Annotated in this window: 21 protein-coding genes; 10 read left to right on the top strand and 11 right to left on the bottom strand. The window is 60.7% G+C overall.

Going from position 1 to position 22,490, the window contains the following annotated elements; all coding sequences use genetic code 11:
• The first annotated feature begins 86 nt into the window (after nt 1-86).
• From AC4PS6_RS07300 to AC4PS6_RS07260, 9 genes are all read left to right on the top strand, one after another.
• Nucleotides 87-842: a DeoR/GlpR family transcriptional regulator gene (locus tag AC4PS6_RS07300; RefSeq protein WP_014717134.1), complete on the top strand. Its 756-nt coding sequence runs from the start codon at nt 87-89 to the stop codon at nt 840-842.
• A 259-nt stretch (nt 843-1,101) separates the two neighbouring features.
• The gene (gene glpD / locus AC4PS6_RS07295; protein ID WP_020301173.1) at nt 1,102-2,640 is read left to right on the top strand and encodes a glycerol-3-phosphate dehydrogenase; all 1,539 of its coding nucleotides are present in this window, start codon (nt 1,102-1,104) and stop codon (nt 2,638-2,640) included.
• A 362-nt stretch (nt 2,641-3,002) separates the two neighbouring features.
• On the top strand, nt 3,003-3,929 hold the full coding sequence (locus AC4PS6_RS07290) for a glutamate/aspartate ABC transporter substrate-binding protein (RefSeq protein ID WP_005785249.1): 927 nt from the start codon (nt 3,003-3,005) through the stop codon (nt 3,927-3,929).
• 194 nt (nt 3,930-4,123) lie between these two features.
• The gene (locus AC4PS6_RS07285) at nt 4,124-4,870 is read left to right on the top strand and encodes an amino acid ABC transporter permease (protein ID WP_014717132.1); all 747 of its coding nucleotides are present in this window, start codon (nt 4,124-4,126) and stop codon (nt 4,868-4,870) included.
• Nucleotides 4,870-5,541 carry an amino acid ABC transporter permease gene (locus tag AC4PS6_RS07280; protein WP_003188954.1) on the top strand — a complete coding sequence of 224 codons (672 nt, stop codon included), beginning with the start codon at nt 4,870-4,872 and terminating at the stop codon, nt 5,539-5,541. Before AC4PS6_RS07285 ends, AC4PS6_RS07280 begins: the two co-directional genes overlap by 1 nt.
• Nucleotides 5,538-6,272, top strand: a complete 735-nt coding sequence (locus AC4PS6_RS07275; RefSeq protein WP_003188952.1) for an amino acid ABC transporter ATP-binding protein — start codon at nt 5,538-5,540, stop codon at nt 6,270-6,272. The genes AC4PS6_RS07280 and AC4PS6_RS07275 overlap by 4 nt, the downstream gene beginning before the upstream one ends.
• Before the next feature lie 172 nt (nt 6,273-6,444).
• On the top strand, nt 6,445-8,346 hold the full coding sequence (gene aauS, locus AC4PS6_RS07270) for a two-component sensor histidine kinase AauS (RefSeq protein ID WP_014717131.1): 1,902 nt from the start codon (nt 6,445-6,447) through the stop codon (nt 8,344-8,346).
• Nucleotides 8,343-9,680 carry a two-component response regulator AauR gene (aauR, locus tag AC4PS6_RS07265; RefSeq protein WP_014717130.1) on the top strand — a complete coding sequence of 446 codons (1,338 nt, stop codon included), beginning with the start codon at nt 8,343-8,345 and terminating at the stop codon, nt 9,678-9,680. The genes aauS and aauR overlap by 4 nt, the downstream gene beginning before the upstream one ends.
• Nucleotides 9,680-10,018: a GlpM family protein gene (locus AC4PS6_RS07260; protein WP_014717129.1), complete on the top strand. Its 339-nt coding sequence runs from the start codon at nt 9,680-9,682 to the stop codon at nt 10,016-10,018. Before aauR ends, AC4PS6_RS07260 begins: the two co-directional genes overlap by 1 nt.
• A gap of 150 nt (nt 10,019-10,168) precedes the next feature.
• Here the strand turns inward: AC4PS6_RS07260 and AC4PS6_RS07255 are convergent, their stop codons facing one another.
• The 6 genes from AC4PS6_RS07255 to AC4PS6_RS07230 all read right to left on the bottom strand — a co-directional run bounded on the left by AC4PS6_RS07255 (nt 10,169) and on the right by AC4PS6_RS07230 (nt 17,560).
• Nucleotides 10,169-11,566 (bottom strand): sigma-54-dependent transcriptional regulator, encoded by a 1,398-nt coding sequence (locus AC4PS6_RS07255; protein ID WP_019817693.1) that lies wholly within the window; start codon nt 11,564-11,566, stop codon nt 10,169-10,171.
• Entirely contained in the window at nt 11,556-13,334 is a 1,779-nt protein-coding gene (locus AC4PS6_RS07250) for a sensor histidine kinase (protein ID WP_032893334.1), read from the bottom strand. Before AC4PS6_RS07250 ends, AC4PS6_RS07255 begins: the two co-directional genes overlap by 11 nt.
• Nucleotides 13,334-14,458 carry a GNAT family N-acetyltransferase gene (locus AC4PS6_RS07245; RefSeq protein WP_336827129.1) on the bottom strand — a complete coding sequence of 375 codons (1,125 nt, stop codon included), beginning with the start codon at nt 14,456-14,458 and terminating at the stop codon, nt 13,334-13,336. Before AC4PS6_RS07245 ends, AC4PS6_RS07250 begins: the two co-directional genes overlap by 1 nt.
• Nucleotides 14,459-14,623: 165 nt before the next feature.
• Entirely contained in the window at nt 14,624-15,472 is an 849-nt protein-coding gene (locus tag AC4PS6_RS07240; protein WP_020301177.1) for an alpha/beta hydrolase, read from the bottom strand.
• Entirely contained in the window at nt 15,469-16,863 is a 1,395-nt protein-coding gene (locus AC4PS6_RS07235) for an aspartate aminotransferase family protein (protein WP_003188936.1), read from the bottom strand. Before AC4PS6_RS07235 ends, AC4PS6_RS07240 begins: the two co-directional genes overlap by 4 nt.
• Nucleotides 16,856-17,560: an MtnX-like HAD-IB family phosphatase gene (locus tag AC4PS6_RS07230; protein WP_020301178.1), complete on the bottom strand. Its 705-nt coding sequence runs from the start codon at nt 17,558-17,560 to the stop codon at nt 16,856-16,858. Before AC4PS6_RS07230 ends, AC4PS6_RS07235 begins: the two co-directional genes overlap by 8 nt.
• A gap of 241 nt (nt 17,561-17,801) precedes the next feature.
• On the opposite strand from AC4PS6_RS07230, the gene AC4PS6_RS07225 reads away from it, so the two are divergent.
• Nucleotides 17,802-18,572: a MipA/OmpV family protein gene (locus AC4PS6_RS07225; protein WP_336827128.1), complete on the top strand. Its 771-nt coding sequence runs from the start codon at nt 17,802-17,804 to the stop codon at nt 18,570-18,572.
• 133 nt (nt 18,573-18,705) lie between these two features.
• On the opposite strand, the gene AC4PS6_RS07220 is transcribed toward AC4PS6_RS07225, so the two are convergent.
• The 5 genes from AC4PS6_RS07220 to AC4PS6_RS07200 all read right to left on the bottom strand — a co-directional run bounded on the left by AC4PS6_RS07220 (nt 18,706) and on the right by AC4PS6_RS07200 (nt 22,363).
• Complete coding sequence (locus AC4PS6_RS07220) at nt 18,706-19,110, bottom strand: transporter (protein ID WP_003188932.1); 405 nt, start codon at nt 19,108-19,110, stop codon at nt 18,706-18,708.
• On the bottom strand, nt 19,107-19,487 hold the full coding sequence (locus tag AC4PS6_RS07215; RefSeq protein ID WP_003188930.1) for a DMT family transporter: 381 nt from the start codon (nt 19,485-19,487) through the stop codon (nt 19,107-19,109). The genes AC4PS6_RS07220 and AC4PS6_RS07215 overlap by 4 nt, the downstream gene beginning before the upstream one ends.
• Entirely contained in the window at nt 19,484-20,404 is a 921-nt protein-coding gene (locus tag AC4PS6_RS07210) for an arginase family protein (protein ID WP_492180766.1), read from the bottom strand. Before AC4PS6_RS07210 ends, AC4PS6_RS07215 begins: the two co-directional genes overlap by 4 nt.
• A 227-nt stretch (nt 20,405-20,631) precedes the next feature.
• Nucleotides 20,632-21,285, bottom strand: a complete 654-nt coding sequence (locus tag AC4PS6_RS07205) for a DsbA family oxidoreductase (protein ID WP_058410460.1) — start codon at nt 21,283-21,285, stop codon at nt 20,632-20,634.
• Nucleotides 21,286-21,343: 58 nt separating this feature from the next.
• Nucleotides 21,344-22,363, bottom strand: coding sequence for an alpha/beta fold hydrolase (locus tag AC4PS6_RS07200; RefSeq protein ID WP_019817689.1), 1,020 nt, complete (start codon nt 22,361-22,363; stop codon nt 21,344-21,346).
• Between the last annotated feature and the right edge of the window lie 127 nt (nt 22,364-22,490).

Genomic DNA, 22,490 nt, shown 5'->3' with positions numbered 1-22,490 from the left:
CTGGCTTACGGTAGGTTGTAACTGGCAGGGAGCGGATTCCTGCGTCATCATGGGCCACTTTTGTATGGCAGCCCAAAGGACGCCCCATGAATCTGCCTCCCCGCCAACAACAAATCCTCGAACTGGTCCGCGAACGCGGCTACGTCAGTATCGAGGAAATGGCGCAGCTATTCGTTGTCACCCCGCAAACCATCCGCCGCGATATCAACCAGCTGGCGGACGCCAACCTGTTGCGCCGCTACCACGGCGGCGCAGCCTATGACTCCAGTGTCGAGAACACCGCGTACGCCATGCGTGCCGACCAGATGCGCGACGAGAAGCAACGCATCGGTGAAGCCATCGCCGCGCAGATTCCCGATCATGCCTCGCTGTTCATCAACATTGGCACCACCACCGAATCCATCGCCCGTGCGCTGCTCAATCACAACCACCTGAAAATCATCACCAACAACCTCAACGTTGCCACCATGCTCAGCGCCAAGGACGACTTCGATGTGTTGCTCACCGGCGGCAATGTGCGCCGTGACGGTGGCGTGGTGGGCCAAGCCAGTGTCGACTTCATCAACCAGTTCAAGGTCGACTTTGCCCTGGTGGGCATCAGCGGGATCGACGAGGACGGCAGCCTGCTGGACTTCGATTACCAAGAAGTGCGGGTTTCCCAGGCCATCATCGCCAATGCGCGGCAAGTGATTCTGGCGGCAGACTCCAGCAAATTCGGGCGCAATGCCATGATTCGCCTGGGGCCGATCAGCCTGGTGGACTGCCTGGTGACTGACCAGCAGCCGGTGCCGGCCTTGGTGCAAGTGCTGAATGAGCACAAGGTGCGGCTGGAAGTCGTTTAGCGCCTGTTCAGGCGTCATCGCGGGCAAGCCCGACTCCCACAGTTTGAAATGCGATTAAATGTGGGAGCCGGGCTTGCCCGCGATGACGGCCTCACTCACACCCATACATTCACCTTTGTTCATAATTCTTCCTTTCTCCGCCCTTCGATGAGTTTTTTCAATCGAAGTCGGGTGGCTGTGCCCGCAATTATCAGCTACCATTTTCGCAAATGAACATTAATGTTCGAATTCCAAGACGAAAAGATCGCGAGGCCAGCCGATGAACCCTTCCACCTTGCCTGCTCCACCGCTTGCCGAAGTCTATGACGTTGCCGTAATTGGTGGCGGGATCAATGGCGTCGGGATTGCGGCAGACGCAGCCGGTCGCGGTTTGTCGGTATTCCTTTGCGAAAAGGATGACTTGGCCAGCCACACCTCCTCGGCCAGCAGTAAGCTGATCCACGGCGGCCTGCGTTACCTGGAACACTACGAATTCCGCCTGGTGCGCGAAGCCCTGGCCGAACGTGAGGTGCTGCTAGGCAAAGCCCCACACATCGTCAAGCAAATGCGCTTCGTGCTGCCGCACCGCCCGCACTTGCGCCCGGCGTGGATGATTCGCGCTGGCTTGTTCCTGTATGACCACTTGGGCAAGCGCGAAAAACTGGCAGGCTCCAAAAGCCTCAAGTTCGGTGCCGACAGCCCGCTGAAAAGTGAAATTACCCGAGGCTTCGAATACTCCGACTGCTGGGTCGATGACGCCCGCTTGGTCGTGCTCAACGCCATGGCGGCCCGCGAGAAAGGCGCGCACATCCACACGCAGACCCGTTGCGTCAGCGCCCATCGCAGTAACGGCCTGTGGGAAATGAACATGGAGCGTGCCGACGGCAGCCTGTTCTCGATCCGCGCCCGCGCCCTGGTGAATGCTGCCGGCCCTTGGGTGGCCAAATTCATCAAGGACGACCTGAAGCTGGATTCGCCCTACGGCATCCGCCTGATTCAAGGCAGCCACCTGATCGTGCCGCGCCTGTACGAAGGCGCCCACGCGCACATCCTGCAGAACGAAGACCAGCGCATCGTCTTCACTATTCCGTACCTGAACCACTTGACGATCATCGGCACCACCGACCGCGAATACACCGGCGACCCGGCTGCAGTGGCGATCACCGAAGGCGAAACCGACTACATGCTCAAAGTGGTCAACGCGCACTTCAAGAAACAACTGAGCCGTGACGATATCGTCCACACTTACTCCGGCGTGCGCCCGCTGTGCAACGACGAGTCCGACAACCCATCGGCCATCACGCGCGATTACACCCTGGCCTTGTCCGGCGGCACCGGCGAAGCGCCGATCCTGTCGGTATTCGGCGGCAAGCTGACCACCTATCGCAAACTGGCCGAGTCGGCCATGGCCCAACTGGCGCCGTACTTCACCCAGATGCGCCCTAGCTGGACCGCCACGGCCAGCCTGCCCGGCGGTGAAGACATGACCACCCCTGAAGCCCTGGCTGACGCCATCCGCGCCAAGTTCGACTGGGTACCGAGCGAGATCGCCCGCCGCTGGTCCACCACTTACGGCAGCCGCACCTGGCGCTTGCTGGAGGGCGTGCAAACGCTCGCCGATCTGGGTGACCACCTGGGTGGCGGCCTGTATAGCCGCGAAGTCGACTATCTGTGCGCCGAAGAGTGGGTGACGCAACCGCAGGACGTGCTATGGCGCCGTACCAAGCTTGGCCTGTTCACCACCGAGCAGGAGCAGGAAAACCTGCAACGCTATTTGTCCAAGGTCGAGCAGAACCGCAGCAAGATCGAAGCGGCCTGACCGCCTGACTGTAGGAGCGAGCTTGCTCGCAAAAAACTAGAGAGCGCCGCGTTTATTCAGCATAAACGCGGCGTTTTTGCGTTTTTAGCGAGCAAGCTCGCTCTTACAGACTATTCGGTTTTCCGAACGTGCCCCTCTGCTCTATTCGGTTTGCCGGATCAAAGACCGAAAATATCATCGAAACAAAAAGTTAATTTCCATATAAATCATGTAGTTATCCTTTTATTTTCGGTATGGCACGACTCATGCTCTACACTCTTCAACGATTGCCTGAGGCGCCTTAGGAGCCGTCACGGGCAGTTGCTGTACAAGAGAGCCGTTCAGCTGGCTTCATAAAAAAAACAAATGTCGAGGAAGTATTGATGCGCATCGTTCCCCATATCCTGGGCGCAGCTATCGCTGCTGCTCTGATCAGCACTCCAGTTTTTGCCGCCGAACTCACCGGCACACTGAAGAAAATCAACGACTCCGGCACCATCACTCTCGCTCACCGCGACAGCTCCATTCCGTTTTCCTACATCGCGGATGGTTCGGGCAAACCCGTGGGCTACTCCCACGACATCCAGTTGGCCGTTGTCGAGCAACTGAAAAAAGACCTGAACAAACCCGACCTCAAAGCCAAGTACAACCTGGTGACCTCGCAAACCCGTATCCCGTTGATCCAGAACGGCACCGCGGATCTGGAGTGCGGCTCCACCACCAATAACGCCGAACGCGCCCAGCAAGTTGACTTCACCGTCAACATCTTCGAAATCGGCACCCGCCTGCTGGTCAAGAAAGACAAGGAAGGCAAGCCGTCCTACGCTGACTTTGCCGACCTGAAAGGCAAAAACGTCGTGACCACCGCCGGCACCACGTCCGAGCGCATCATCAAGGCGATGAACGCCGACAAGCAGATGGGCATGAACGTTATCTCCGCCAAAGACCACGGCGAATCCTTCCAGATGCTCGAAAGCGGCCGTGCCGTTGCATTCATGATGGACGACGCCCTGCTGGCCGGTGAAGAAGCCAAGGCCAAGAAGCCCGATGACTGGGTTATCACCGGCACTCCGCAGTCATTCGAAGCCTATGCATGCATGGTTCGCAAAGGCGACCCGGACTTCAAGAAAGCCGTGGATGACGCCATTGTCGCCCTGTACAAGTCCGGCGAGATCAACAAGATCTACGCCAAATGGTTCGAAAGCCCGATCCCACCGAAAGGCCTGAACCTGAACTTCCCGATGAGCGACAAGGTCAAGGAGCTGATCGCTAACCCTAGCGACAAACCAGCGCCAGAAGTAAAAATCTGATACCTGACTAAGCTTATGTCCTGAGGGAGCCAACCCTCCCTCAGGCGTCTGTAATTACCTGCTGGTTTTAACTTGGAACACTCGACCTGGCGGTTTTCGAGCCGATCGTGTGTGCCTGGCGTTCAACGTCAGGCGGGAACGGATCTTCCCCAAGCGGGTGCTTGTACATCGATCGATCTCGAGGGGAGACCCTAATGAATTACAACTGGGACTGGGGCGTGTTCTTCAAGTCCACCGGCGTGGGCAGCGAGACTTATCTCGACTGGTACCTCTCCGGGCTGGGCTGGACCATCGCCATCGCTGTCGTGGCATGGATTATCGCCTTGCTGCTGGGCTCCATTCTGGGGGTCATGCGCACGGTGCCAAACCGCCTCGTATCGGGCATCGCGACCTGCTACGTGGAACTGTTTCGTAACGTGCCGCTGCTGGTTCAGCTGTTCATCTGGTACTTCCTGGTACCGGACATGCTGCCGCAGAACCTGCAGGACTGGTACAAACAAGACCTGAACCCGACCACTTCGGCCTACCTGAGTGTCGTAGTGTGCCTGGGCCTGTTCACTGCCGCCCGTGTGTGCGAGCAAGTGCGTACCGGTATCCAGGCGCTGCCACGGGGCCAGGAATCCGCGGCGCGCGCCATGGGCTTCAAGCTGCCGCAGATCTACTGGAACGTGCTGCTGCCCCAGGCTTACCGCATCATCATTCCGCCGCTTACCTCGGAATTCCTCAACGTGTTCAAGAACTCCTCCGTGGCGTCCTTGATCGGCTTGATGGAACTGCTGGCGCAAACCAAACAGACCGCCGAGTTCTCGGCCAACCTGTTTGAAGCCTTCACCCTGGCCACGCTGATCTACTTCACCCTGAACATGAGCCTGATGCTGCTGATGCGCGTGGTCGAGAAGAAAGTCGCAGTGCCCGGCCTGATCTCCGTGGGGGGCAAATAATGGACTTCGATTTCAGCGGCATCATCCCCGCCATCCCGGGCCTGTGGAACGGCATGGTCATGACCTTGAAGCTGATGGTCATGGGTGTGGTCGGCGGCATCATCATCGGGACCATTCTGGCCCTGATGCGCTTGTCGTCCAATAAACTGCTGTCCCGCGTGGCCGGCGCCTATGTGAACTACTTCCGCTCGATCCCGCTGCTGCTGGTGATCACCTGGTTCTACCTGGCGGTGCCGTTCGTGCTGCGCTGGATCACCGGCGAAGACACCCCGATCGGCGCGTTCACCTCCTGCGTCGTGGCGTTCATGATGTTCGAGGCTGCGTACTTCTGCGAAATCGTACGAGCCGGCGTGCAGTCGATTCCCAAGGGCCAGATGGCGGCGGCACAAGCCATGGGCATGACCTACGGCCAGACCATGCGCCTGATCATCCTGCCCCAGGCGTTCCGCAAGATGACGCCGTTGCTGCTGCAACAGTCGATCATCCTGTTCCAGGACACCTCCCTGGTCTACACCGTGGGCCTGGTGGACTTCCTCAACTCCGCCCGCTCCAACGGCGACATCATCGGCCGCTCCAACGAGTTCCTGATCTTTGCCGGTGTCGTCTACTTCATCATCAGCTTTTCCGCCTCGCTGCTGGTCAAGCGTCTGCAAAAAAGGTTTGCCGTATGATCTCTATCAAGAACATCAACAAGTGGTATGGCGACTTCCAGGTGCTGACCGATTGCAGCACTGAGGTTAAAAAAGGCGAAGTGATCGTGGTGTGCGGGCCATCCGGCTCGGGCAAATCCACCCTGATCAAGTGCGTGAACGCGCTGGAACCGTTCCAGAAAGGCGACATTGTCGTCGACGGCACCTCCATCGCCGACCCGAAGACCAACCTGCCAAAACTGCGTTCGCGCGTGGGCATGGTGTTTCAGCACTTCGAGCTGTTCCCGCACCTGACCATCACCGAAAACCTGACCATCGCGCAGATCAAGGTATTGGGCCGCAGCAAGGAAGAAGCCACCAAGAAGGGCCTGCAACTGCTCGACCGCGTGGGCTTGTCGGCTCACGCCCACAAGCATCCTGGCCAGCTCTCCGGCGGCCAGCAACAACGTGTGGCGATTGCCCGCGCCCTGGCCATGGACCCGATCGTCATGCTGTTCGACGAACCGACCTCGGCGCTGGACCCGGAAATGGTCAACGAAGTGCTCGACGTGATGGTGCAACTGGCCCACGAAGGCATGACCATGATGTGTGTGACCCACGAAATGGGCTTTGCGCGCAAAGTGGCCGACCGCGTGATCTTCATGGACGCCGGCAAGATCATCGAAGACTGCCCGAAGGAAGAGTTCTTCGGCGACATCAGCGCACGCTCCGAGCGTGCGCAGCACTTCCTCGAGAAAATCCTGCAGCACTAAAAGCAACACCGTTCGTCCTGTAGGAGCCGGGCTTGTGTGGGAGCTGGCTTGCCTGCGATGGCATCGCCTCGGTGCAACTGTTACACCGAGGCGCCTGCATCGCGGGCAAGCCCGACTCCCACACAAGCCCGCTCTTACACTGGCGAGAAGTAGCTGACCCAAGGCATCTGTGATGAAATGCGACCCCAATCAATATCGCGCCGCGCCGCCATCACTTGCCGTGAAGCCTCGTCTGATACGCCAACTGTTCCTGCCGCCGTTGATCATCGCCCTGATGGTCGGCCTGGGTTATATCGGCTTCTGGGTCAGTGACTACTACGGCATCCGCACCCTCAGCGACAACGGCGAACGCCAGTTGGAGCTGCACGCCCGCACCGTCGAAAGCGAACTGAGCAAGTACACCTACCTGCCCAGCCTGCTGGAACTGGAGTCCAGTGTTTCCCAACTGCTCGCCGACCCGAACCAGGAAACCCGCAAGACGGTCAACGACTACCTCGAAGGCCTGAACCGCCGCAGTCGCAGCCGCGCCATCTATGTGATGGACACCACCGGCCGCGTGCTGGCCACCAGTAACTGGCGCGATGCTGACAGTTACCAAGGTGAGGACCTGTCCTTTCGCGCCTATTTCCAGAACGCCGTACGCGGCCAGCCCGGTCGTTTCTACGGCATCGGCAGCACCAACGGCGAACCCGGCTATTACCTGGCCCATGGCCTGGAAGAGCACGGCAAGATCATCGGCGTCGCTGTGGTCAAGGTACGCCTCGAAGCGCTAGAAGAGCGCTGGCAACGTGCGCGCCTCGAAGCTTTCGTGAGCGATGAGAACGGCATCATTATTCTTTCCAGCGACCCGGCGCGTCGCCTCAAGGCCGTACGCCCGCTGAGCGATGACACCAAGGACCGCCTGGCCCACAGCCTGCAATATTACTGGGCGACGCTCAATGAACTGCAACCCCTGGCCCGTGAGCGCCTGAACGAAGGCACCGAGAAACTGACCTTCCCGGCCAACACCGAAGTGGTCAACGACCAGCACGCGGTCAGCTACCTGGCGCAGACCCGCCCGCTGAACGACACGCCGTGGAACTTCACCCTGCTCACCCCGCTCAACGACCTGCGCCGCGCCGCGATCAACCAGGGCATCCTGGTGGCCGTCGCCTTCGGCCTGGTCGCCTTCCTGCTGATTGCCTGGAACGAGCGACGCAAGGTCATCGCCACCCGCCTCGCCGCACGGGAAGCCTTGCAGGAAGCCAACAGCCAGCTTGAGCGTCGGATTGCCGAACGCACCGCCGACCTGCGCGCCAGCAACGAACGGCTCAAGGGCCAGATTCGCGAACGACGCCAGGCCGAAGAAACCTTGCGCCGCGCCCAGGACGAACTGGTACAGGCCGGCAAACTCGCGGCCATCGGCCAGATGTCCACCAGCATCGCCCACGAACTGAACCAGCCGCTGGCGGCCTTGCGCACGCTGTCGGGCAACACCGTACGCTTCCTTGAGCGCGGCGCCCTGGACACCGCCAGCACCAACCTCAAGACCATCAACGAACTGATCGACCGCATGGGCCGCATCACCGCCAGCCTGCGCTCCTTTGCTCGGCGCGGCGACGACCAGGGCGAAGCCAGCCTCGGCAAGGCCGTGGACGCCGCGTTCCAGGTGCTCGGCGCGCGCCTGGACAGCCTGCCGTTGACCGTGCACCGTGACTTTGCCAACGCCCAATTGCAGATCGACCAGACCCGCCTGGAGCAGATCCTGGTCAACCTGATCGGTAACGCGCTCGATGCCATGCAAGCCCAAGCGGTGCCGCAACTGTGGCTGGAAGGCCAGAGCGGCGATGGCAAATACCGCCTGTTGGTGCGTGATAATGGCCACGGCATCGACCCCGAGGCGCGCAAGCATTTGTTCGAACCCTTTTTTACCACCAAGCCCGGCGAACAAGGCCTGGGCCTGGGCCTGACCCTTTCCGCAAGCCTCGCGGCCGCTACCGGCGGTAGCCTTGCCGTGGAACATCCGGCCAATGGTGGTACCGCCTTTGTCCTTAACCTGCCATTGGTGGGCGCTCAACGAGCTGAGTCGACATGAATACACAAGCCCAAGACCTTACCGTCCTGATCGTCGAAGACGACCCCCACGTACTGCTCGGTTGCCAGCAAGCACTGGCGCTCGAAGACATCACCAGCGTCGGCGTGGGCAGCGCCGAAGAAGCGCTCAAGCGCATCGGCGAGAACTTCGCTGGCATCGTCATCAGCGATATCCGCCTGCCGGGCATCGATGGCCTGGAACTGCTGACCCGCCTCAAGGCCATGGATAAAAGCCTGCCGGTGGTGTTGATCACTGGGCATGGCGATATCTCCATGGCGGTGGGCGCCATGCGTAACGGCGCCTACGACTTCATGGAGAAACCCTTCTCGCCCGAACGCCTGGTGGACGTGGCACGCCGCGCCCTGGAACAGCGCGGCCTGGCGCGGGAAGTTTGGTCGTTACGCCGGCAACTGGCCGAGCGCGACTCGCTGGAAGGCCGCATCATCGGCCGCTCGCCGGCGATGCAAAACCTGCGTGAACTGATCGCCAACGTCGCCGACACCTCGGCCAACGTGTTGATCGAAGGCGAAACCGGCACCGGCAAGGAACTGGTCGCGCGCTGCCTGCATGATTTCAGCCGACGCCATACCCACCAGTTCGTTGCGCTCAACTGCGGTGGCCTGCCGGAGAACCTCTTCGAAAGCGAGATTTTCGGCCACGAGGCCAACGCCTTCACCGGCGCCGGTAAACGTCGCATCGGCAAGATCGAGCATGCCCATCAAGGCACGCTGTTCCTCGATGAAGTAGAGAGCATGCCGATCAACCTGCAGATCAAATTGCTGCGGGTGCTGCAAGAACGTACGTTGGAACGCCTGGGTTCGAACCAGAGCGTGGCAGTGGATTGTCGGGTAATCGCTGCCACCAAGTCCGACCTCGACGAGTTGAGCCGCGCCAGCCAGTTCCGCAGCGACCTGTACTACCGCCTCAATGTCGTCACCCTGGAACTGCCGCCTTTGCGCGAGCGGCGCGAAGACATCCTGCAACTGTTCGAACACTTCCTGCAGCAATCGTCGCTACGCTTCGACCGCGCCGTGCCGGAGCTGGACAACCAGACCCTGTCCAGCCTGATGAGCCACGACTGGCCGGGCAACGTGCGTGAGTTGCGCAACGTCGCCGAACGCTTCGCCCTGGGCTTGCCCGCCTTCAAGAAAAGCGGCGCCGGCAGCGGCAACCAAGGGGTTGCCTTTACCGAGGCGGTGGAAGCCTTTGAGCGCAACCTGCTCAACGATGCCCTGCAACGCAGCGGCGGGAACCTGACCCAGGCCAGCCAGGAACTGGGGATGGCCAAGACCACCCTGTTCGACAAGGTCAAGAAATACGGGTTGAGTCACTGATGGATCTGTTCTTGAAGGCTGCACTTGGCGCCGCAGTGGTGCTGATCCTGGCGGCGCTGGCCAAGACCAGAAACTATTACATCGCAGGCTTGGTGCCGCTGTTTCCCACTTTTGCGCTGATCGCCCATTACATCGTCGGCAAAGGCCGAACAGTTGCGGATTTGAAGACCACGATCCTGTTCGGGATGTGGTCGATCATTCCGTACTTTGTGTATTTGGCGACGCTGTATGTAATGGTCGATCGGCTGCGGTTGGAGGCATCGCTGGCAGTCGCCGCCGTGGCCTGGTTGATGGCCGCGACGGTGTTGGTCAGCGTGTGGGTACGCCTGCACACCTGACACAACGCGGCAGATCGTTCCCACGCTCCCGCGTGGGAATGCAGCCAACGACGCTCCGCGTCCACGCGCGTGACGCAGAGCGTCACCAGAGGCACTCCCACGCGAAGCGTGGGAGCGATCATCGCAGGCAAGCCAGCTCCCACACTCAGATCAGCGCACGATCTTGTCTACCTGAATCCCCAGCTTCTTCAGGCGATACCAGAAGCTGCGCTCGGAAATGCCGATCCGCTGCGCCGCCGCGGCCTGCACCCCATTGCTCTCCTGCAACGCCGCAAGAATGTAGGCTTTCTCCACTTCGGCCAGCGCCGCATCCAGGTCCCGCGGCACGCCTGGGCCGTCGCTGAGGAGCGCGGTTACATCGCCCTCGCTCGGTTTGGAAGCAAATAGATACCCCGGCAAATCAATATCCTCGATCACCGATGAAGCCGCGACGATGGTTGCGCGCTCCACGCAGTTTTGCAGCTCGCGAATATTGCCCGGCCAGTGATACGCCGCCATGGCCTGCAACGCCTCGGGGCTGAAACCGGTGATGCGTTTGCCGGTGGTGGCGCTCAGGGTGTGGGCAAAGTGGCGCGCCAGAGGCGCGATGTCTTCCACGCGTTCGCGCAACGACGGCAACGGAATCGGGAAGACATTCAGGCGGTAATACAGGTCTTCGCGAAACTCCTTGGCCGCCACCGCATCCAGCAGGTTCTTGTTGGTGGCGGCAATTACTCGTACATCCACCTTGCGCTCGCGGGGGTCGCCTACCGGCTCGATAACCCGCTCCTGCAAGGCGCGCAGGATCTTGGCCTGCAGCGCCAAGGGCATATCACCTACCTCATCCAGAAACAGCGTGCCCTTGTCGGCCTGCATGAAGCGCCCTACCCGGTCAGCCACGGCGCCGGTGAACGCGCCTTTGCGATGGCCAAACATCTCGCTTTCCAGCAAGCCTTCAGGGATGGCCGCGCAATTGACCGCCACGAAGGGTTGGTCGGCACGGCTGCCATGCTTGTGGATGGCGCGGGCGACCATTTCCTTGCCAGTGCCGCTTTCGCCGGTCAGCAGGATAGTAGCGTTGCTGTCGCGCACCGAATCCACCGCCTGGAGCACCTGGCGAAACGCCGGGCTGTCGCCCACCAGGCTGTCGAACTGCGCATGCTCGTCCAGCTCGGCGCGCATGCGCGCGTTGTCGCGCATGATGTCGCGAAACTGCAGGGCCTTGGCCACGGTGATGTCCAGCTCGTCGATGTCGAACGGCTTGGCAATGTAGTCATAGGCACCGTTACGCATCGACTGCACGGCGTTTTTCACCGTGCTGTAGGCCGTCATCACGATCACCGGCAAGGTCGGATAACGCACCTTGATTTCGGCCAGCAACGCCGGCCCGTCCATGCCCGGCATGCGCCAGTCGCTGATGACCAGGTCGATGTCCTCCTCTCCCAGTACCTTGAGCGCATGCAGGCCATTGCCTGCGCTGAACACCTGGATGCCGTTCTGGCTCAAGGCCTGGGTCAGCAGATCACAGAGCTTGGGCTCGTCGTCGACCACCAATACGTTATGCGTCATGCCCGTCCTCATCTTCACCGTCGTCTTCCCCGTCAGCCGGAATGTACAGGCTGAAGGTCGCGCCGGCATCTTTCTCACTGGCGCATTCGATGCTGCCGTCGTGACTTTCCATGATCGAATAGACTTTGGCCAGGCCCAGGCCTGTGCCCGAGGCCTTGGTGGTGACGAATGGCGTGAAGATACGCTCCACCATGTCCGCAGGGATGCCCTCTCCGGTATCGGCGATGCTGATCACGGTGTTGTCGCCCACGCTGCGAATGCCCAGGGTCAGGCGCCCGCCGTCGGGCATCGCGTCGATGGCGTTGAGAATCAGGTTGAGACAGGCCTGCTTGAGCTGCTTGGCATCGGCGTAGATCGTCGCGCCAGGCGCCTGGTCGTCGATCTGCGCGTCAATGCGATGGCTGCTCAGCTCCGGGCCGCAGAAACCGAGGATTTCTTCCACCAGGGCGCGTGCCGGTTGCTGCACGCGTATCGGCGGGTTGGGCTTGGCGAAATCGAGGAACTCGGTAATCAGCTCGTTGATGCGGCTGACTTCGCTGATGACATATTCCAGGTGACGCTTGTCGGTTTCCGCCAGGTCAGCGCGCCGATGCAACAGTTGGGTGGCGGTCTTGATGATGCCCAATGGGTTGCGAATTTCGTGAGCCAGGCCCATGGCGACTTCACCCAGGGCATGCAAGCGGTCACGCCGGCGCAGTTGGGCTTCCAGATGATGCAACTCGCCCAGGCGTTCGGTCATGTGGTTGAAGGTGCTGCTCAATTGCGCCAGTTCGTCACCGCCACTGACCACCACACGGTGTGCATAACTGCCCGAGATCACCGCATCCACGCCCTGGGACAAATCGCGCAGAGGCTTGGTCAGGCGCCGCGACACCAACAACCCAGCCGCCAATGACAGCGCCGAGCTGACCAGGAAGATCAGCACGAACAGGTTGCTCTGGTTCACCAACCCCACCAGGCTGGTATGGCGTAGCAGGCCGCTGAAGATCACGCCTTGCAACTCACCGGCGTCATTGAAAATCGGCCAATACAAACCGCTGTACTGGTTAGTGAACTGCTCGCTGGGCTGCTTGGTGCTGCGCAGGTAGGCCTCGACATTCTTGGGGATGCGCGAGGGATGATTGGCGAAGCGCTGGGTGGAAAATATTTCGGAAAACCCGGCAGGGTTGGCCAAATACAGACGCAGGTCGAGGGAATGCACATCGGCCACGCTGGTGAGGAAACTGCTGTCCAGGTAAGTGGCGACCAGCAACAAGTAATCAACGCCGTCACGGCTGGTTTCGAAGGTCGACACCACCAGGCCCGTGCTCACGCCGGCGACTTGCACGGTTTGCAGCACCGCGTTGCTGGTGAGGTTGATCTGCCTGACGATGTCATCGGCGGCCGTGCTGAACATCACTTTACGGTCGCTGGTGCGAATCAGTGCGACCACGTCGATATCGGTGGCATCGGCAATGTCGGCGGTGAGCCGGTCATGCTTTTCGGCATTTTTGGACGACGGCGGGCTGGTATAGCGCAGGAACAGCTTGGCCATGCGCGCGTTGTCGTGAAGGATGTCGCCGATTTCGTCCTTGACGATCTTGGTCGACTCTTGCAGCCAGATACGCACGTTGCTGTCGAAAATCTGCGACAGCGTGGTGGCAGCCAGCTCAGCCGCGATCATCGTAGGAATCACGCTGACCAGCCAGAACGCCAGCACCAGCTTGCGCTGGACGCTCCAACGCGAAATGGCAAAGGGGCGGGCTTTCTGGCGGGTCTTGGTAATCATCAGGTTTCGCTTATCGCAGCAGCCATGGCAGGGTCGGAACGATCCGGTCGAATAAACAGTTTTACAAGCTTGAGCAGGCCGTTGACCAGCCAGTTACGGTGGCGGAAGAACAGGCTGTTGCCCTCGAACTCGCACCCCAGGCGCAGTTTACTGGCATACCCGGCCTGGCCGCACTCGTACAGCGCAATACGGTGTTCAATACAGTAGTCGACATTGGTCAACCAGCTACGGAAGTACAGGTTGTACTCGCGGCTGAACGCAAGGTCATGGCCAAAGAACTTGTCCACCAGCCGATGCTCATCCAGCAGGATCAGGTTGAACGCCACCAGGTGCTCGTCCACCCAATACAGAACACAGACCGCCCGCTCGTGCAGGTGTTCGAGCACCCCCGTGAAGTAACCGGCGGGCAGGCGCTCGAACTGCAAGTCTGCGCGCGCGAGCGTGGCCTCGTACAGGCGCATGACCTCGGGCAGCACGTCATCGATATTGCGCCGCCACTCGACCCGCGGCCCTGGTGCGCGCAGTTTGCGGCGCAGGTCCTTGCGCGTGGATTTGCCCAGCGACCCCAGGTAGGCATCCACCGAGCCATAAGGCAGGGGCAACACCCCCGTGGGCAAACTGGGCATGCTTTGAAAGCCTGCGGCAAGGCAGCCCTGGGCCCAATGCGGGTCGTTGGTGGGCGCATCCTTGACCGCCAGCAAGCCGATACCGAGCGCGTTGGCATCGCTGCGCGCAGCCGCCAGTAACTGCTGCAACAGCAACGGGCGCCGGGATTCGGCCACATGGCTGGCGACACCGGCATCACAGCGCTCAGCCACCGGCGAACCGATGGCGTACAACGCCAGTTGCAAAACGCCCGGCCACAGCCGCTCCAGGCGCTCGGTCAAGCGTTTGCCGGCCCCCGACAGCGTAGTGTCGAGGCGATAATGGGTGATGAACGCGGCAGCCACGGCCACCAGCGTTTGATCCTCGAAGACCGCCAGGTAACGCCACTGAAAGTCATCGATTGCGGCGTTTTCCACGGCCAGGTAATAGTCCCAATCCTCCAGGGCACCGGGAAAACAGTCGTTCCAGGCATCGCGCTGGATAGCCCGGATGGTCGGGAAGGCTTGGGTGGTAATCACAGTTTTTCCTTATCAACACCGCTCTACTGTAGGAGCGAGCTTGCTGTGGCGAGGGAGCTTGCTCCCGCTCGACTGCGCAGCAGTCGCAGGCTTTTGGGGGTGCTTCGCACCCCAGCGCAAGCAAGCTTGCTCGCCACAGCAAGCTCGCTCCTACAAGTAAATTAATCACGCCACACGATTGAGTTGCACTGCGTGCTGCTCGACAAATCTGGCACTCAACTCGATCACCCGGCGGTACTGCAAATCGACCGTGATCATGTGGTAGCAGTTGTCCAGCAGGATCTTGGTCACCGGCCCGCCGAGGTGGCGCTCCACGTAATCGGCGTTCCAGCGGCTGGTGATGTCGTCCTCGATGGAATGCAGCACCAGCGCCGGCACCTTGATCTGGGGCATGCGTTTCTTGACCACCGCGTTCATGCGGTGCAGCTCGCGCACGGTGATGCCTTCCATGGTCAGCAACCCCGCCTCACTGCTCTCGCCTTCCTTCATCTGCCGCTCGACGATGGCCCGCAGGCGCTCGTTCTTAATGCCATAGGGCGGCTTCTCTTCGAAGCTGCAAATGTGCACGCCGAACGGAATCTTCATCAGCAAGGGCGTGAGAAACGCCAGTTTGTTGATGCTCCAGCCGTCGTACTTCAAGGTGGTGGAATACATCAGCAACCCGGCGACTTGCCCTGGGTGTTCGGACGCCACATACATCGACATCACCGCGCCCATGGACAAGCCACCGACAAACACCTGCCCGTGGCGTTGCTTGACCTGTACGAAGGTCTTGCGCACGCCTTCGTACCAGTCCTGCCAGCCGGTGGCCTGCAAGTCGCTGTTGTCGCCGCAGTGCCCGGCCAGCGTGGGCACATACACCGTGCAGTTGCCCGCCTTGGCCAGGCCCTTGGCGACCTGGCGCAACTCGGTCGGTGTGCCGGTCAGGCCGTGGATCAACAGGATCCCGACCGGACCATCACCGAGAACGAAACCGGCAGTACCTTCACCGAGGTCGATCCCTTGAGCATTCACCGCGTGGTTGCTCGCACCAGCAGTTGCTCGAGCAACTTCAGGCCCAGATCGATTTCCGGGTAGCTGATTTCCAGGGACGGCGCCAGGGTGATCACGTTCTTGTAGTAACCGCCCACATCGAGGATCAACCCGAGCTTCTGGCCGTCTACCAGCATGTCGCCTTTCATGCCTTCTTCGACCATGTAGTCCAGGGTCGCCTTGTCCGGGGTGAAGCCATCCGGGCCGCAGATTTCGCAGCGCAGCGCCAGGCCCAGGCCGTCCACATCGCCGATGATGGGGAAGCGTTTTTGCAAATCTTGCAGGCCTTCCAGGAAGTATTTGCCCTTGGCCATGACCATGGCGCCGTAGTCGACTTCGCTGGTCATCTTGAACATTTCCAGGCCCACCGCGGTGCCCAACGGGTTGGAGGCGAAGGTGGAGTGAGTCGAACCTGGCGGGAACACCTTCGGGTTGATCAACTCTTCACGGGCCCAGATACCGCCCAATGGGTTGAGACCATTGGTCAACGCCTTGCCGAACACGATCACGTCCGGCTGTACATCGAAGTGCTCGATCGACCAGAGTTTGCCGGTGCGATAGAAGCCCATCTGGATTTCGTCGGACACCATCAGGATGCCGTGCTGGTCCAGGACGTGCTTGAGCTCGCGGTAGAAATTCATCGGCGGGATCACGTAGCCGCCGGTGCCCTGGATCGGCTCGACATAGAAAGCTGCGTATTCGCACTGGTTGGTCTTAGGGTCCCACACGCCGTTGTATTCGGTCTCGAACAAGCGGGCGAACTGCTGCACGCAATGGCTGCCGTACTCTTCCTTGGTCATGCCCTTCGGGCCACGGAAGTGGTAAGGGAATGGGATGAAATTGGCGCGTTCGCCAAAGTGGCCGTAGCGACGACGATAGCGGAAGCTAGAGGTGATCGACGAGGCGCCGAGGGTGCGCCCGTGGTAGCCGCCTTCGAAGGCGAACATCAAGCTTTTGCCGTTGCTGGCGTTGCGCACCACCTTCAGGGAATCTTCGATGGACTGCGAACCGCCGACGTTGAAGTGCACACGGCCGTCGAGGCCGAACTTGTTCTTGGCATCGACCGCGATCATTTCCGACAGCTCGATCTTGCCTTTGTGCAGGTACTGGCTGGCGATTTGCGGCAGGGTGTCGATCTGCTTTTTCAGCGCGTTGTTCAGGCGCGGGTTGGCATAGCCGAAGTTGACGGCCGAGTACCACATCTGCAGATCGAGGTAGGCCTGGTCTTCGGTGTCCCACACATAGGAGCCTTCGCAGCGGCTGAAAATACGCGGCGGCTCGATGTAGTGAACGGTGTCGCCGTAGGAGCAATACTTGGCTTCTTTATCCAGAAGCACCTGGTCTTCAGCGGTAGCGATACGGATATCAGACATGATGGAAGAGTTCCTGATTGTCAGAAGAGGTGTTGAAGGTGGTGGCGTTGGCAGCGAGGCCTTGTGGCAGCTTGGCCAGCAACGCCGGCACTTGCGCAAAGCTGTCGAAGCGCGCATGAGGAATCTGGTGGGCGACGCAGTAGTCGGCGAGGCTGCCCTTGGCGAACACGAAGTCGGCGGTGGAGGCCACGCACATGTCGGACTTGCCGTCGCCGATCACCAGCACGCGCTTGTTGCGCGGCGTGGATTTGCACTTGCAGTTGCCGGCAGCGGCGCGACAGGCATCGCTGGCATACGGGAAGTCGATGCGCCAGCTGTCCTGGTCGACCTGGCGCAGGCGGTTGGCGAGGATCGGCAACAAGGTCACGTAGTTGCGCGAAAGGATGCGGGCAATGCCCTGCTCGATGCCATCGCTGACCACTTCGATGGAAGCACCCAGGCCCATGACGTGATCGACAAAATCCGGGAAGTCCGGGTCGATCTCGACGCTGTCAAAGTACGCCAGCAGTTCAGCCGGGGTGGCCTTGATCAGCGCCAGTTGGCGGCTCAGGCATTCGCGTGAACCGATATGCCCATCCAGCCATTCCTGCTCAATGGTTTCCCACTCGGGGCCGGCGAAGCGTTGGAGGACGTTGTCGATGACATCGGTGGGGGTAATGGTCCCGTCGAAGTCACACACGATATGCCAGTTGATCATCTGCCTTTCCTTTAGGTAAAGGGCCTTGGAGGAGCGCGCTGTCTGCGCTTGCCAAGGGATAGAGCAGGGACTGTGCCAACTGGCCAAAACCCCGCAGGGCTGGGGGTGAGCGCGAAATGCGCAGCGATATATGTCGCAGGAGCTACAATTTTTGTAGCTTGCTACAAACAACATGAGTGCTTGCGCAGGCGCGTCGGTTTGCGCGTTCATGCGCGCCTGCCCACCTTCAGGAAACGTCTCCATGTCCAAGCTCGCTGCTGCTGTATTCACCGGTTTACTTGGAGGGTGGGGCCTTTGCAGTGCCGCGTGGGCAGAAGGCATCACGGGCGACGTGGGCGCGGGCCTCAGCTATCAGCCCCACGACCCCAGCGCCAGCCGCTACGAAACCCGGCCTGTGCCTTACCTGGACCTGGATTGGGGCGACGTCAGCCTGAGTACCGATGACGGCCTCACCTGGAGCGCCCTGGATACCCACGGCCTGACCGCTGGCCCCTATATCAACTACCTTCCGGGGCGTACTTCCAACGGCGAATTGCAGGGCCTGCGCAACGTGTCGGACATGGCCGAGGTGGGCGGCTTCGTCCAATACGCCCCGGCCAATTTCTGGCGGGTCTATGCGCAATTGGGCCAGGCCGTGGGCGGCGGGCATTCCCAGAGCGGCGCCCTGGGCAAAATCGGCGGCGAGCTGGGTTACCCCGTGGGTGGCGGGATTATCGGCAGCAATAGCCTGGTTGCGCATTTTGCCGATGCGCGCCAGACCAATACCTTCTTCGGCGTGGACGACAACGAAGCTGTCGCCTCGGGCTTACGGCCGTATAACGCGAGCGGCGGCTTTCAGAACGTGACGCTGAGTCAAAGTTTTTCCTTCCCCCTGGCGCCCCATTGGTCACTGCTGACCAGTGCCAGCTGGGTACACCTGGTGGGGTCGGCGGCCAAGAGCAGCATCGTCAAAGAGGCTGGCCAGGTGAATCAGGGCCAGGTGCAGACGGCGATCAGCTACACCTTCGACTGAATTACCCGGGAGCAAAATGTGGGAGCGGGCTTGCTCGCGAAAGCAGTGTGTCAGTCAGCTAATATTTAACTGATCCACCGCATTCGCGAGCAAGCCCGCTCCACACATTGGGCCTGCGTTCATAGCACTATTTTCAGTGTTCTTCGCCCTCAGCCAAAAGGGCGATACCACCGATAATCACCACCACGCCTACCCAATGCAACGCGCTGATGTGCTCGCCCAGCCCCAGCCAAGAACCCAGCAATACGGCCACAAACACCAGCGAACTCAGCGGAAACGCCAGGGACAAACTGCTACGCCGCAGGATCAGCATCCACACAAAAAACGCACCCAGATAGCTGGCAATCGCCGCCAGAATCCCCGGGTTGCGCGCCACGTCCGCCAGCCATTGCCAACTGAAGTCCATCGGCCCCAATTGATCGCCGGCCACCTTGGTGAACAACTGCCCGGCGCTTTCGGTGGCGATCAGCAGTGCCCACAGCACCAGGGTGCCAAGCCGCCCATGCAGCCAGCCGGTATTGATTGTTTGCGTTGTCATGCCTGGTTCCCCGCGATTGCTACCAACATCACACCCAACGTGATCACCAACGTGCCCAGCCAGCGACGTCGGCTGACGGTTTCCTTGAGCACCACCCTGCCCGCCAACACCACCAGGCAATAGGCCAACGCCGCCAGCGGAAACAGCAGACTCAAGGGCGCACGGGACAGCGCTTCGAGCCAGACAAAAAACTCAATCACATAGGCGCCGACGCCGGCCCACAACAGCGGCGCATTGAACACCTGGCCCCAGAACGCACGCAGGCGAAAACCGCCATCGAGTTGCGGCAAACGGTCCACGCCCAATTTGAAACACAGCTGGCCAATCACATCGAGGACGATGGAAAACGCCAGTAACAACACCACGGTCAGGGTCACGGGAACAGCTCCTCAAACAGGTCGATCAAGGCTTCATTGGTTGCAGCATTACGCTGCAAGTCTTGCGGGCTCCAGCGCTCCGGTGGCGGCTGGTCGGACTTGGCTTCCCAGCGCTTGAACGCGTTGCTGAACGCCGGTGTGGCGAACTCACCGCAGATGTCGATGCCAATGATGCGTTTACCCGCCGCCAACGCCCGCAGGGCCTGGAGCAAATGGGTCAGGCGCATGCCGCCCTGGTCCCAGTTGGTGGCGGCGCCTTCACTGGCCAGCACATCTTTGTCGATGGTGATCCAGATCGCCTCGGTGGGCAGGCTGGCAATCATCTGGTCGAGGAAGGCTGCCCAATCCAGGTCCGCCAGGTTGCGCCAATGCAGGTGGTTTTCCTGTTGCTGGTGGCCGGCGCCGTCCCCCACCCGGCCCCAGACCTTGGACGGCGGATGCTGCCAGGGAAACAACTGCAAACGCCCGCGCTTGAGGGCGCCAAGGTTGCCGCCGCGCAGTTGCGGGTTATGCAGGTCATCGCTGCACGGGCCGAGGGTGACGATGCGTTGGATCGCCGGCATCTTCAGCGCCCGGTTGACCCACGAACCGCAGTGCCGCTTGGGCGCAAAGCGCACCCAGTCGGGGTGGTTGTCAAAGTGGATCAGGCTGATGGGCTCTTTGAGGTCGGCCAAAAAGGCCGGCGTAAGGTGGTGATAATCGCCGGAGCCAACAAACAGGATTTCCGGGCGCGCGTCACGGGGCCGAGGCCGCTGGGCCAGGCGCTCGACGAAACGCTTCCAGGTTTTTTCGGTGGACCACAAACGCAATTTCGGGCCCAGGTCCAGCAGGTCCAGGCGCGTGGCCCGACCGCTGGCCAACCGCCGGGCAATCGGTGCCTGGCCGGTGAGGCTGTGGTCAAGGTCAAGAATATTCAAGGTAAGTTACACCCCTAATGGCAGCGCCCAACCGCAGGCCGGTTGGGCTTTAGGGGGGTAATGCAAGGGATGGGCCAGCGCTTGGATGAGCGCCATTTTTGCAAACAATGAGTATCAAGTGTGGGAGCTGGCTTGCCTGCGATAACGGTGTGTCAGCCAGCCCATTTGCAACTGACAGTCCGCTATCGCAGGCAAGCCAGCTCCCACATTTTGCTCCGTGCTCGGCCTCAGGATTTCGATTCGTTGATAATCTGGCGAATCGCGCCGACGAAGGCTTCCGCCGGTTGCCCACCGCTCACCGCATATTGGTCATTGAAGACAATGGTCGGCACCGAACTCACCCCACGAGAAACCCAAAGCTGTTCCTGCTCGCGGACTTCGGCGGCGTATTCATCGCTGGCAAGAATCTCGGCGGCGCGCGCAATGTCCAGCCCTACGCTCTCGGCGATGATCGCCAGGGTCGCGTGGTCGGAAGGGTCCTGGCCATCGCTGAAATACGCCTTGAACAGCGCTTCCTTGAGGTTGTATTGCAAACCTTCCAACCCGGCCCAATGCAACAGGCGGTGCGCGTCGAAGGTGTTGTAGATACGGCTCTGGCCGTCGGTGCGGAACGCAAAGCCCAATGCGGCGCCCATGTCGCGGATACGCGCACGATTAGCCTGGGACTCTTGCGCCGTGGAGCCGTACTTTTCGGTGATGTGCTCGACGATGTTCTGCCCGATGGCGGGCATGTTCGGGTTCAGTTCGAACGGCTGGAAATGAATCTCGGCCTGCACTTCGCTGCCGAGCTGGTCGAGGGCTGCGGTCAGGCCGCGCAGGCCGATGATGCACCAGGGGCAGGATACGTCGCTGACGAAATCGATTTTCAGGGGGGTACTCATGGTGGGCAACCTCGCGGGCAGTCATGCGCATACATAAAGGTTGCACGATACACCACCTTCACAGCACCTTCGAAGGCTCGCTCAAATCGATCTGCGCCCAGTGCGCGGCATCCTGGCGATGGGCTTGCAGGTAGGGCAACACCGCCGCCAGCAAGGGCGCCTTGAACGCTTCCTGAAAACGGTGGGCCAGGCCGGGAATCAATTTCAACTGGCTGCCCTGGATATGCGCGGCCAGATGCACGCCGTGCATTACCGGCAACAACGGGTCGGCGGTGCCGTGTACGACCAGGGTCGGCACCCGCAGCTGGTTGAGCAAGGGCACACGGCTCGGCTCGGCCAGGATCGCCATGATCTGGCGCTTCACGCCTTCGGGGTTGAAGGCGCGGTCATAGGACAGCGCCGCCTGGTGCAGCAACGCCTGGCGATCGTCCTTGATATCCGGGCTGCCCAACGCCGCGAGCAAGTCTGCCTGTTGCTCCAGCGCCACCTCACGATTGGGCGCGCTGCGCCGCGACAGCAATTGCACCAGGGCTGCGTTCGGTGCGGGCAGGCCCTCGGCACCGGAGCTGGTCATGATCAGGGTCAGGCTTTCCACACGCTGTGGCGCCATGGCCGCCAGGTGTTGAGCGATCATGCCGCCCATGCTTGCGCCAAGGACATGAAATTGCTGCACCTGCAATGCATCCATCAAGCCCAGCGCGTCGTCGGCCATGTCGGTCAACGTATAGGGTGCCGCCACCGGCAAACCGAGCTTGTAGCGCAGCACTTCGAAGGTCAGGTTGGCGCTCGCCGGCGCCTGCCGCCAGGTGGACAGGCCGACGTCGCGGTTGTCGTAGCGAATCACCCGAAAGCCTTGTTCGCACAGGGCCACCACCACTTCATCCGGCCAGTGAATCAACTGCCCGCCCAGCCCCATCACCAGCAGCAACGCAGGGTCGGACGCACGGCCGATACTTTGATAGGCGATGCTCACCTGAGCCAGGTCGACCGTTTGGGTCGGGACATTGACATCACACCGAGAAGCCGCAAAAGACGGCAGGCCGAACAGGAGAGCGGCCACTAAAAACAACGCACGCATGAAAAACACCAAAACGCAGAACCCCAGTAGAGCGCGAGTCTGATGAAGTTTGTTCAAGCGCGCTGCCACAGTTCGATGACAGTTTGATGAAGAGTGCCCAGCGGTCATGTCGATAGCTATGTGCCGC

Source organism: Pseudomonas sp. DW-iso17 (assembly GCF_058725345.1).
This window is presented reverse-complemented; position numbering and strand designations above follow the sequence as displayed.